Genomic DNA, 12,301 nt, shown 5'->3' with positions numbered 1-12,301 from the left:
ATTATAATGAATAGAGAAACTTGGCTTTATAGTGTTTTGTATAATGTGTTGTACAAAGTGGATGAAGATAACGATTTAGATACTAGTAATATAATAAAAAAAATAAAAGAAAGGCTAGAAAGTGGAATGCGAACTTCAAGCAAAGAAAACTATTATGAATATTTATATGCTTCTTGGGAAAAAAAAGGTTTTGATATTAATCACAAATTTGATTTGAAAGACTATGATGGCTTTCCAGTAGATAGTCTTTTTTCTATTGCTATTAATCACAAGCCTTACGCTTTACCAAATCTAGCGCAAGTTTTAATAAAAGCAGGGGCTAACGTGCAAAATGAGAAAGGATATTTACATGCCTGCGCTTTGACGCGTTCTCCAGATGTGTTAAAGGCTCTCATAGAAGCGGGGGTAAGTGATAGCCCACATGAACACTACGGTGGAAATACCGCTTTAGATTGTGTTACTAAATTATATGATGCAGAGAAGTCAATTGAATGCAAAGATTGCTGTAAGATTCTAATTAAGCATACATTAGAAAAAAATCCCAACATAGAAGTGCCAAATTCTGTAAAAAATAATAAGGAATTGGCTAAGTATTGGGATGCTTGTGAAGCAAATAATGAAGGATGGGAATTGATAACACCAAGCACTGAGACACAAGTAGTCGGTGCGCAAAAAGCAAATAAGAACTCCTGCTCAATTCAATAGATCTGTTGCCTAATCATTATTTGAATAACAACGCACTCCTTCTATAGCTAACACGTCATACCGCCGCGGAGATCCCGCTAACAAGTAGCGGGATGACGAGGTTTACCTTATCGGATTACGTCATACCGCCGCGGTATCTCAAAGCATAGATCCCGCTAACGGGTAGCGGAATGACAGTTTTTCAAATTGTCGGTAAATCTAAGTCAGTTTAGCTATAGCTCACGCTGCTTGGGTGACAATAGGAAAAAGTTTATTACTTAAGCTTAAAAAACGTGTATGATAGTGTTATTTCGCTCAAATCTTTTGTATTACTATCAAGCATTATCTCAGGATCTATATAGAAAGATACGGGCATAGCTGCTTTTTGTTTTGCTAGCAACATTTGTTCTTCAAAGCAAAAACATGCAACTTTATTGAAATACTTACCTGCTTTGAAAGGCGTAACGTTATATACTGCCATACCAAATGAAGGCTGATCAGATAGATTTTTTGCGTAATAAAACGCTAAACTTTGTTCTCCTATGTTTACGTCAAAGTAGTTAGTTTCTGATTTAAACTCCCAAGGTAGATCGGACATTATATCAGCATTGAAATGGACCCTGATCTTTTGGTTAGTTATATTTGTTGTTGTGTTAGTTACTTTTCTTATTGTGCCACCATACCCAGTAGCTTTACAAAAAATGCTATATAGAGGCACCGATGCATATGCAAGACATAACATCAATACAACTAGAGATATTAGAAAGAAAACTATAGAATTCTTACTGCCTTTCCTTAAAAAGGAAAACATCTAATCCCTATTGTTGAACAAGTTAAGTAACCTGAGTAGATTGAGAAATATATTAATAAAGTCAAAATAAAGATTAGTTGCACCGAGTATTGCCAATTTAGTAGTAGCAACTTCTGATCCGTCATTATGTTTATAATAAACGTCCTTGATTCTTTGAGCATCATACGCAGTCATTAAGGTAAAGACTATTACTGATATGAACGATATTGCAAAGTAGAGAGGACTACTTCCAAGGAATAAATTTACTATGGATGCTATAATTATCCCCAAGACTCCCATAATCAAGAAAGAGCCCATACTTGTAAGATCTCTTTTTGTAGTATTGCCATATAAAGCCATAGAGCCAAACATGATTGATGTAATGAAAAACGCCCTTGCTATATTTTCTGCAGTATAAACTATAAAAACATAAGATAAGGAAAGCCCCATTAACACTGAGAACGAGAAAAATATAGTAACGGCAGACTGAGCACTTAGGTGTTGAATTCTATAAGACATGTAGAACACCAATGCAACCGGAGATAACATTACCACAAGCGATAGGACGCGATTAGAATAAATCACCTGAAAAAGACCAGAAAACACCGTTAAAAATGCAACAAGTCCTGTGACGCCCAAAGCTAAAGCCATGTAATTGTATACTTTAGTTAGGTAACTTCTAAGCCCAGCACTATAATAAACGCCTTGAGAGCGAATATCCTGTTCATTTCTCATGTAAGACATAATATAACTCCTTTTGTCTATTATTTAACACATTATAATATAAAACCACATTTTTATCAAGTATTTTTATTATAAACAGCTATGCGCTGGCATTTGTTTTAATATAAATAGAATATAGGCCTATTGCTGCTGCATTTGAAACATTTAAACTGTTAATTGCATTTGACATTGGTATTTTTAAAAGATAATCACAGTTTTCTTTAACTAGTCTTCGTACCCCTTTCTCTTCAGAACCAAAAATAATTACTCTTTTTTTCTCAAAACTCTTTATTTCATCTATATTTTCTTTAGTATTGCAATCAAACCCATAACACCAGTAACCGACCTTTTTTAAATACTCCATAGTTTTCACTATATTTGTAACGTATATTAGCGGAACGATATCTAAAGCTCCACTTGCTGCTTTTGCAATAGATGCATTTTCACTTGGTGAATGGTTATGTGGTAAAACCAATGCGTTAACATTAAAGCAGGCCGAAGTTCTTAAAATTGACCCAATATTGTGTGTGTCAGTGACTTGATCTAAAATGACTATAGTAGAGCTGTCGTTTGAGCTTTCAGCTACTTCTTCGATGCTTAAGTTATAAAGAATAGGGGCAACATTTAAAGCAATTCCTTGATGGTTAGCACCTTTGGGTAAAACGTCATTAAGTATTTTGTTTTCTACTAATCGAACTTTAATGCCCTTACTATTTGCACATTGCCTAATTTCTTTTTCATGTTCTCTATAGAAATTTTCTGTTACTAACAGTTCTATACACCGCCTATTTTTATTCTTCAGTGCTGACATGCAGGTGTGCTTTCCATACAGCCAAAAATTCTCATTAGTTTTTGACGATTTCATCGTATTATCGAAAATTGGATTTTCATAGAATAAGCAACATTTTACTATGTTTGGATATTGTTGTAAAATTATACAATTCGATTAATGCGTTTATGTCGGACGATGAGTTGGATTGGCAAAAAAATGTTAAGCCAATAAAATGTGGAAAAGTTACTTTAAAAGTTGATCATAAAGTAAATATAAAGTCTATGGTTGATAAAGGTACCTCCGACTTACAAAGGAATTTTCTTAATACCAATAATGGTAACTCATCATTTTGTCTTGACAAAAACACAAAATCAAAAGTTGATAGGGGTAAATATTTTATAAGCGATAAGCTCGATTTGCATGGCTATAATATAGAGGATGCTTACTGTAAATTGATAGATTTTATTATCAAAAATTATCGAGCAGGAAATAGATGTTTATTAGTAATTACGGGATACGGCAGTGCAACAAATAAAACAGACACTATAAAGAATAACTTAAATAAGTGGTTAAATGATACTAAAATCCAGCATATGGTTCTATACTACCAGCAAGCTACGAAAAAACATGGTGGTAAAGGGGCTTTTTATGTTTTATTAAGAAGGCTTAGGTCCTATTAGCTGCTTAAGTTTCCTTTTAAGCCTTAATTTTTCTTGTATAACCATACAGTGTTCGGCAGCGCGTGACGCACAACTGTGCGAACATTGTGATTTGGGTCTACCAGGAGGGATGTCTCCCAGTACCTCTTTTCCCGTCATCCCGCTACGTGTTAGCGGGATCTCATTTCACTTTATGAGGGTGTCATCCGAATAGCTTGACTACTTGGATCCAGATTGGATACTGAGTTGGTGAGTATAAAAGTATAGCTTCTACGTCATACCGCCGCGGTATCTCAGCCGCTAACAAGTAGCGGGGTGACGAGTTACTATACCGCTGCGAACCGTCATACCGCGATTTATTCCATAGCTGTACGAACATTCATTTTTGAAGGTAAACTGCACAGCAAATGGTGTCATTCCAGGGCTTGACACTGGAATCCAGCCGGCTTTGTTGCATCGCTAGCTATGATGGATTAAAGATAAAAAAGGTGGAGAATATCAGTAGCTTATTATTCTGGTATTTATAACAAGAACGGTCAGTGAATACCTAAATTTGAGTAAAAGAAATTTCACTACCACTCACTAATCCGGCTAAAATTCAAGAATTTCAATGCTTTAGCTATTTTCAATAGAATTAAATTTATTAATATAAATAACAAGTTACTATTCTTAAATTTGATCAGATTGATTGCAAAAAAAACAAGATTTTCAATAAGTTGCTTATAATCCTAATTATAGTTAGCCTTTCATAAGTAGCGATGCAACAAAGCCATTCCAGCGTCACGCGCTGCCATGTGATATACAATTTCCTTCGAATTACAACGTACGTGCGCTCTATATGCACTTGATTGACAAATGCTCTCTTATCAAAATCTCAAGAATCTGCACTATATTTAATGCTGCGCCTTTGCGCAGGTTGTCAGCCACTATCCACATATTTAATCCGTGCTCAACAGTATTGTCTCTTCTAATACGCGATACATATACAGCATTCTCCTGTACAACATCAATTTGAGTTATGTATTCACTATCTTCACGCCTGTTGTACACTAAAACTCCACTATCTTCGGCTTCACTTAGCACTTCACGAGCTTGTTCTTCAGTGATATGTTGATCAAATTCCACATTTACTGCCATAGCGTGACCGATAAAGACGGGTACCCTTACACAAGTTGCAGTAACTTTTATATTTTCCTCTAAAATTTTTTTTGTCTCCTCTTGCATTTTCCATTCCTCTTCTGTAGAGCCATTTTCCATGAATTCTCCTACATGGGGAATGCAATTGAATGCTATTTGCTTAGAGAATATCTTGGGTTTTTTAGCTTCGTTCATAAAGATTTTTTTTGTCTGGTCATAGAGCTCATCCATTGCTGCTTTGCCTGCACCAGAAGTTGATTGATAAGTTGAAGCAACGATTCTCTTTATTTTTGCTTTTTGGTGTAATAGATGTAGTACTAGCAGCATCTGTATTGTAGTACAGTTTGGATTGGATATTATGTTGTGGTTTTTATATTCCATAATTTTTTCTTTATTAATCTCTGGAATAATGAGTGGCACACCCTCTTTCATTCTAAAATGGGAACTGTTATCTATCACGATGCATCCAGCCTGTGTTGCAATTGGTACATACTCTTCAGAAACATGAGATCCAGCACAGAAAATGGCTACATTAGTTCCAACGAAGTCATAATCCTCAAGGCATAAAACTGTTAACTCTTTGTCACCAAAGCTCACCTTCTTCCCTTCTGATTTTTTCGATGCAAGTGCAATAACGCAATCTATCGCCTCATCTTGAAATTCAGCAAGCGTGCTTAATACCTCACGCCCTACTCTTCCGGTTGCTCCAATAACAGCAATTTTGTATCTCATATAGATGAACCTCTAATTTTAAAGTTCTATTATATTTTTACTGACAAAATTTACAATTGTTTTAATATTTTTACCTTGCAATTAATTGTAATTTAGCTATTATTATGCAATATTAGTAATATTACATAATGAAATGAAAGATGAGTAAGGAATACGATGAAACTAAGGTTAAACCTGCAATGTCTACACCTCAAGGGCCTGAAGGAACCAATGGATCAAAGGCCCAAAGTGTTCTTTCGAATAAAAGAAAGCCTACAATAAATTTTGATGATAAAAAGTATGGTGTAAAAACCTCTAAAATAGACCAACAGTCTCTAAACAAAAGACAAGAATCTTCAAAGCTAAGAGATCTCTTAAGGTCAATACCAATAATAAGGAGATTTTTAGCAAGGATTTTCACACCTGAAAAAATAGAAATCATCAGTAACCCTATATATGACAACATGGAAGCATATAAAAAATCGCAGGAAGATTACCCTAGTAAGATAAAAGATGAAACTAGTATAGATGATGAACACACAAAAGAACTAGATAGTAAACTTGAGAAGGGTAATGTTGAACAAGTGGACAACAAGAAAAGTCGTAGTTCATAAATATCAATCATTTAAAAATTATCTCTAGTTATAACATTGTATCTGTTCAGATGCACATACGCGTCAAGTTAAGGAAATAAAGGTATGAAAGAGATAGAATAATAAGGTATAAGTTCTCCCAGATATACTTTTAGTGAGAGAACCAATGAATAAAATAACTTGCTTATCAAAAAAGCTCAAAGAATTTTTTAATGAAAAAGCAGAGAAAATCTCAATTACAACAAGGTTTATAAAAAGAAAGAGAAAGCTAAAAGGTTCATCATTCGTAAAAGCCATGGTCTTGGGTAATATAGGAGTTGATAATTGTAGCGTAGAAACAATGTGTCAATTACTAAACGAGGACTCGATAGATATAACAAAACAAGGTTTGGATTTTAGATTTACTGAAGAAGCAGTGGAATTTATGAAAAGGATGTATAATGAATCTGTGATTCTCTTTAAAAATATCTTGCAAGTTGATTGCAAAATCTTACAGCAATTTAATAGTGTTAAATTATTGGACAGTAGCTATATTACTCTACCTAACAGTATGGAAGAGATGTATAAAGGTTATGGTACTAGCTACAGTGGCTATGAAAGCAATACTAAGTCTGGAATAAAGTTACAATTAGTTTTCGACTACATGAATCAGATAATAGACCAACTTAATTTAACGGAGGGGGTAAGATCAGACCAGGGATATAGGAAACATTTAAGTAATATATTAAGCAATGATTTGCTAATATCTGATCTCGGTTATTTTGTGCCAAGTTCTTTTAAACAAATCAATGAAATAGGAGCTTATTTCATAAGTCGTTATAAATCCGATACCAACATATATGATGTAGAAACAAATCAAAAAATGGAGTTATTAGAATGTTTAGAGGATAAGTTATTTTTAGAAAACGAGGTATTGTTAGGAAAAGAAGCAAAAATTAGAGTAAGAATTATATGTCAGAAACTAACTGAAGAACAGTCTATGGCCAGAAGAAGGAAAGCTAATAGATTAGCAAGATCGCAGGGATATACATCCTCTAAAAGAAATCAAAAATTGTTGAACTGGTCAATATTTATAACTAATGTTCCAGAAAATAAAATTAGTGCTGAGCAAGTATTAACGATTTACAGAGTAAGGTGGCAAATTGAGTTATTATTTAAATTGTATAAAAGCCATATCAGGCTTGATAAGCTAAAAGGAAAGCCATGCAGAGTATTATGTGAACTATATGCTAAATTGTGCGCAATTCTTATATTTCACGGCATAGTTGGTTGCACAGAAGTGAAAAAGAATACAGAACTTAGCTTAACAAAGGCATTTATTGAGCTAAAAAGGCGGGTTAGAGAGTTATTTTTAGTATTAACCAAAATTAATAGTTTAAAAGCATTTCTTAAAAAACTCACTATAACTTGGTCGCGATTTTCATTAAAAGACAAACGTAGAAGGGCTAGAGTATCCACTTTAACCTCTCTAAATTTGCTCACAATCTCTTAACTTGACGCGTATGGTTCAGATGCATGGCTCATGTACAAATATTGAAACAAAAATTCCAGTGCTCCTTTCTCGTCATCCCAGTGCGTGACACTTGTATCTTTATGATGTGAGGCATTAGAGCTAAAATACCTCACAGGGAGGGTGAAGCTGATGCGACACTAATGCCATTAAGCCAGATTTTGCTTCCCTCCCATAGAGTTAAAGACTGAACAGTATCTTTTGGAATTATATCCCGTATTACAAGGTTAGTCTAAACTCTCAGTTTATTTATAGTCTTGGAGGCAATTTTATGCAAGTAAATGCTATTTTGGGTGTGGATATTTCAAAAAAGAAATTTGATGTTTGTTTGTTAGTGGAAAGTAAAAAACGACACAAAGTCTTTCAAAATAATCAAGATGGTTTTGCAAAACTTGTAGTTTGGTGCAATGGCCATGGAGCAAATCTTACTCATTTATGTCTTGAAGCAACTAGTTGGTATGGAGAAGATTTGGCTACTTTTATGCACGATTTAGGACATAATGTCAGTATAGTAAACCCAGAAAGCTTTTGGCAAAAGTGAGCTGCTCAGAAATAAGACAGATAAATCAGATGCAGCTATGATAGCTAGATTTTGTATCGCCAACAAACCTGCTCTTTGGAAGCCCATTGCACCTGAAATGAGGCATTTGAGGGAGCTTTACCGTTGCATGCAATCGCTAAAAGATGATAAGGTGCAACAGACAAATCGCTTGGAAAACAAAAATATGCATTCCAGTTGCAAAGAAGCTATATCTAAAGTAATTTTGGCAATAGAGGAGCAAATTATTGTTCTCGAAAAAGAAATTAATGAGCATATAAATAACTATCCACATCTAAAAAATATGGTGGAAAACCTTAAGACTATAAAAGGTATAGGATATCTTACTGCTGTTGCTGTTGTCGCAGAAATGCCATCAGTTGATAACTTTGACAATGCTAAACAATTTACAGCTTTTGCTGCCAGGACATTATCAATCGGGATCGTCAGTAAGTAAGAGAAGTTGCATATGCAAAATAGGATCTGAGCGTATTCGAAAAGCTCTTTATATGCCAGCTATAGTAGTCAAAAACCATAATAATCATTTTCAAAAGTTTTGTCAGCGTCTAGCAAGTAAAGGCAAATGTCCAAAAGTCATAGTTCTTGCGTTAATGCGAAAATTAATGCATGTCTTTTTTGGTATTCTTAAAAATAATCAACCATTTAATTGTAATTTTGTTGGATAATTTGTTTGACAGCAGAGACAGTATCTGGGATCCAGATTGGGCACTAAGTTGGTAAACACGAAAGCGATTAATCCTTTACAACGTTTTTGATGGAACTGCGCGAAAGAACTGGATGCCAGTGTCACGCACTGGCATGACACCCATTTCTTCCTATAGTTGTCTTTTCTCGTCTACCTTATTTTGCCACTCTGCTGAACAGATACATAACATTTGCTATACAGAAACTCTGCGATACCAAAATAAATAAAGAGGTACGCCACTTGCAGTGAATAAGCTTGCGATCAGCAAGGTATTCACAGAAGTTTCAAATATTACCCAGCAGCAAAAGGTTGTTGCTATACTGCCAATTAAAAATTTGTAACAACTCTTTTCTTGCACAATAACTTTGAGAAAAGCAAGACTGCATGCAAGGTAAACAAATAAAAATGAAACTACAGAAAAGTCGATAATTGATGTGATCTGCTTAGCAAAATTGTTGCTTGAAGTGAGGATTAGTAAAGTTGCAGTTCCAACTGAGCTAGTTGTTATGCCCCAGAAAGGAGAACCGTGCTTGTTTCTTTGAGCAAAAAACTGTGGCATCAGTTTATCTTTTGCAAGGCCAAGGGCCACTTGTCCACTAGCTAGTACCCAAGCGTTTAAAGTACCAACACAAAAAATGAACGCAGTTATAGAAATAATCAAGTGCCAATTGCCAGAGGCCATAATTTTTATTGCGTCAACATATGGTGCTCTTGAACTTGCTAAATCATTGCCATTTATTAATCCCATAATTGCAAGATTGTTGATAAAATACACAACAGCAACAGAGATTGTTCCAAGTACCACAGCTCTTGGTATTGTTCTAGCTGGATTATCAACTGACCCTGCAGGTGCTGTTGCCAATTCAACTCCAATAAAACCCCATAGAGTAATAAGTGTAGAACGGGCAAGAATCTGCGATGTTGTAAGATTTGATATTTCTTCACTTATGATGAAGTTATTTCTATCAAAAAAAAACAATGCTGCTATAGGTATTACAAGCAATACAGAAATTTTTATCACCGTCAATAAAAACTCAACACGTCCAGCAGTAGCTACTCCTCTAAAATTTATTAGTGTAATAATTGTAAGTAATAACATCTCTAAAAACAGATGTACGTTTTGAATATCTTCATGGAAAAATGTTGTAAGATAACCAACACCCACAACTATTACGGCTGTTGTGCTAACCCATGAGATCACCCAATACGTCCAACCAACAAAAAAAGCTGCAGCAGGGCCAAAAGCATGCTTTACATAGACGTGAGGGCCACCCGTTTCCGGAAATTTTGCGCAGAGTGAGGCAAAAACTAAAGCAAGAGATATAGCACCAAGCCCTGATATTATCCAGCTTATAAGGCTATACATGCCATATGGAGCAAGGCTAATTGGAAGCATAAAAATTCCAGAGCCAATTTGGCTGCTAATCACTAAGGCAAAAATAGCCCAAAAACCTATTTTATTTGACACAATAATTCTTATCTAAATAGATTAACAATATACCCTAAACTCAGAAATTTCAATTGATCTTTTAACATAAAAACTTGCATTTTTTTCAATTTATTCCTAAAATAGATTATATTAACAGATTATTAAGAGGGGGTTATGAATCCGAGATTAAAAGCATTTTTGGTTGTTTGTAGTATTATTGCATTTTTGATTGCACTTTTGTTTCTCGTGTATTATTTAAATCTTCTTGTTAACTATATCCTTGACCCGATTCTAGTTCGTCCCTTTGAAAGATTATACAAAAACTTAATTGTTGATGGTCTTTATGCCTATTTATCTACAAGCACTTCTAGCCCTGCACTAGCATTTTTGGCTACAGGTTTTATTGTTATTGCTGCGTTTATTTGCCTGAATAAAATGCTTCTTCCCTTGCAAGAGAAGATCATAAACAACTATACCTCCTTTAAAAACAACAATATTGATAGCAATAGCATGTTGTTTGAGGTTTATAAAGATCCAACAATAAAATTAAAGGACAAAATCTTATTCTTCAGTATACACTTGATATATTACCTACAGCTTCCATTTTTGTATATTGCATCAAAGGTATCAGCTCTACGTGGGTTTCTTATATTTAATTTTGGTTTATTATTGTTAAATTATGCACTGCTAATTCCAGTAGCACTTCTTGAGTTAATAAAATATCCATCAGTAAAACTCTTTTCACCTTTGGGTTTGAATGTAAAGCAGCTAAGCTTTTTGTTTAATGTAAGTGATGTGGGTACTAGTAGTCAGAGCGTTCATACTAGAAGTTTTCAGCAAAGCGTTATTGAATGTGCCAAAAAATTAAAGGAAGAACATGGTACGCCGTTAAATGAGTTGGATGAAGAGTTTAAAAGTTATATAAGCGGTTTAACAAGTCAGCAAAAACGAATGATAGAACCTTATCTAAGATTGGATGGTTATGAAACTGGGGAGTGGGTAAATTGGGTAGATTCACAAACCGGATTGACATTGACACAGGCTATAAATTTAGTTTTAATTGCGGCAAGAGAGCAAAATGCAGACGTAGAACTATTGAAATCTATATTACTGGTTCGCTTTGAAGAAAGTAACCGCCAATGTGGTCCTGGAATGCTTCTCCGTATTATTTATGCATTAAGTGGCCTTGAAGCAGAAAACAACTTTGCAGCTCAACTGGAGCCTCAGCTAATGGGGAAGTTGGCTGGTAATGCTACTAAAAGATTTCTTGAGAAATATGTGGATAAGCACTACCATAAAATAAAAGTTTTGAAAGAAAATTTTGATAATTTGTATTCACCAAGTTCTGGGGTGGATTTGAGCAACGTGAGTGATGAAGTAAAGGACGGCATTTCTTATACAAGAGATGCTATAAAAGAATTCGTGTTTAAGGAATTATATGTAAAGTTTTATAACGACTATGGGGAGCATATTCAGAGAGGGCAGATAAAACAAAGGTTAAGGGAGTTAATAACGGATGAAGTCGTAGACGCGGCAATATATTCTAAAATAGATGAAATAGAAATCCCTGCAGAACCACCTACTTATCTTGAAAGAGTAAAAGCATTTTTTGGAGGTCATGCAAGGTCTTCTGCTGCTTAGTGGTTTAGTTCGTGCTATATAGCTAAACTAACTTAGATTTACTGACAATTTTAAAACAACAAATTCGTCATTCCGCTACTAGTTAGCGGAATCTATACCGCGAATGAATCCATAGCTGTACGAACATTGTGATTTGAGAGCAATTTCCACAAGGGAGGGTGTCATTCCAGTGCTTGGCACTGGAATCCAGCCTTTATTATGCAGCCACTTGGTTGAAATTAAGTCTTCTGGATCCCAGTGTCTAGGCACTGGGATGACACCATTTGCTGTGCAATTTACCTTCAAAAATGAATGTTCGTACAGCTATGGAATGAATCGTGGTATGACGCGTTAGCTATAGCTTTGTCTTCCCTTTTCTGAATGGCTTGCAAGCTGCTATCTCTACAAAAACTATATTTTTCTTCAGAA

General features: G+C 34.8%; 13 protein-coding genes and 1 pseudogene. 8 read left to right on the top strand and 6 right to left on the bottom strand.

Annotated elements, in window-relative coordinates:
• The first annotated feature begins 6 nt into the window (after window positions 1-6).
• Window positions 7-705 carry an ankyrin repeat domain-containing protein gene (locus tag AAGD66_RS05775; protein ID WP_265024489.1) on the top strand — a complete coding sequence of 233 codons (699 nt, stop codon included), beginning with the start codon at window positions 7-9 and terminating at the stop codon, window positions 703-705.
• Window positions 706-958: 253 nt separating this feature from the next.
• On the opposite strand, the gene AAGD66_RS05770 is transcribed toward AAGD66_RS05775, so the two are convergent.
• The 3 genes from AAGD66_RS05770 to rlmB form a co-directional block, all read right to left on the bottom strand.
• Window positions 959-1,495: a cytochrome c oxidase assembly protein gene (locus AAGD66_RS05770; protein ID WP_264723918.1), complete on the bottom strand. Its 537-nt coding sequence runs from the start codon at window positions 1,493-1,495 to the stop codon at window positions 959-961.
• On the bottom strand, window positions 1,496-2,218 hold the full coding sequence (locus tag AAGD66_RS05765; protein ID WP_341814451.1) for a Bax inhibitor-1/YccA family protein: 723 nt from the start codon (window positions 2,216-2,218) through the stop codon (window positions 1,496-1,498).
• Between the two features lie 79 nt (window positions 2,219-2,297).
• On the bottom strand, window positions 2,298-3,062 hold the full coding sequence (gene rlmB / locus AAGD66_RS05760) for a 23S rRNA (guanosine(2251)-2'-O)-methyltransferase RlmB (protein ID WP_264723916.1): 765 nt from the start codon (window positions 3,060-3,062) through the stop codon (window positions 2,298-2,300).
• 92 nt (window positions 3,063-3,154) lie between these two features.
• Between rlmB and AAGD66_RS05755 the strand changes: the two genes are divergently transcribed.
• Window positions 3,155-3,649 (top strand): Smr/MutS family protein, encoded by a 495-nt coding sequence (locus AAGD66_RS05755; protein ID WP_264723915.1) that lies wholly within the window; start codon window positions 3,155-3,157, stop codon window positions 3,647-3,649.
• Window positions 3,650-3,928: 279 nt separating this feature from the next.
• On the opposite strand, the gene AAGD66_RS05750 is transcribed toward AAGD66_RS05755, so the two are convergent.
• Entirely contained in the window at window positions 3,929-4,060 is a 132-nt protein-coding gene (locus tag AAGD66_RS05750; protein ID WP_264723914.1) for a hypothetical protein, read from the bottom strand.
• Between the two features lie 402 nt (window positions 4,061-4,462).
• Window positions 4,463-5,497, bottom strand: coding sequence for an aspartate-semialdehyde dehydrogenase (locus AAGD66_RS05745; protein WP_264723912.1), 1,035 nt, complete (start codon window positions 5,495-5,497; stop codon window positions 4,463-4,465).
• Between the two features lie 140 nt (window positions 5,498-5,637).
• Here AAGD66_RS05745 and AAGD66_RS05740 point away from each other — a divergent pair, with 140 nt between their 5' ends.
• From AAGD66_RS05740 to AAGD66_RS05725, 4 genes and pseudogenes are all read left to right on the top strand, one after another.
• Complete coding sequence (locus AAGD66_RS05740) at window positions 5,638-6,090, top strand: hypothetical protein (RefSeq protein ID WP_341814450.1); 453 nt, start codon at window positions 5,638-5,640, stop codon at window positions 6,088-6,090.
• Window positions 6,091-6,235: 145 nt separating this feature from the next.
• Window positions 6,236-7,561 (top strand): IS4 family transposase, encoded by a 1,326-nt coding sequence (locus tag AAGD66_RS05735; RefSeq protein ID WP_264339118.1) that lies wholly within the window; start codon window positions 6,236-6,238, stop codon window positions 7,559-7,561.
• A 289-nt stretch (window positions 7,562-7,850) separates the two neighbouring features.
• Window positions 7,851-8,617 (top strand): annotated as a pseudogene (locus AAGD66_RS05730) (IS110 family transposase); the annotation flags it as partial.
• Window positions 8,618-8,626: 9 nt separating this feature from the next.
• Window positions 8,627-8,803: a hypothetical protein gene (locus tag AAGD66_RS05725; protein ID WP_265041098.1), complete on the top strand. Its 177-nt coding sequence runs from the start codon at window positions 8,627-8,629 to the stop codon at window positions 8,801-8,803.
• 213 nt (window positions 8,804-9,016) lie between these two features.
• On the opposite strand, the gene AAGD66_RS05720 is transcribed toward AAGD66_RS05725, so the two are convergent.
• Window positions 9,017-10,291: an APC family permease gene (locus tag AAGD66_RS05720; RefSeq protein WP_341814448.1), complete on the bottom strand. Its 1,275-nt coding sequence runs from the start codon at window positions 10,289-10,291 to the stop codon at window positions 9,017-9,019.
• A gap of 135 nt (window positions 10,292-10,426) precedes the next feature.
• Between AAGD66_RS05720 and AAGD66_RS05715 the strand changes: the two genes are divergently transcribed.
• Both AAGD66_RS05715 and AAGD66_RS07040 read left to right on the top strand, forming a co-directional pair.
• Entirely contained in the window at window positions 10,427-11,893 is a 1,467-nt protein-coding gene (locus AAGD66_RS05715; RefSeq protein ID WP_265024486.1) for a hypothetical protein, read from the top strand.
• A 133-nt stretch (window positions 11,894-12,026) separates the two neighbouring features.
• Window positions 12,027-12,227 carry a hypothetical protein gene (locus AAGD66_RS07040; protein ID WP_010962949.1) on the top strand — a complete coding sequence of 67 codons (201 nt, stop codon included), beginning with the start codon at window positions 12,027-12,029 and terminating at the stop codon, window positions 12,225-12,227.
• The last annotated feature ends 74 nt before the right edge of the window (window positions 12,228-12,301 follow it).

The organism is Wolbachia endosymbiont (group A) of Dendrolimus pini (assembly GCF_964026835.1).
Taxonomy (GTDB): domain Bacteria; phylum Pseudomonadota; class Alphaproteobacteria; order Rickettsiales; family Anaplasmataceae; genus Wolbachia; species Wolbachia pipientis.
Note: the sequence above shows the minus strand (reverse complement) of the source record. Positions and strands in the feature narration are given on the sequence as shown.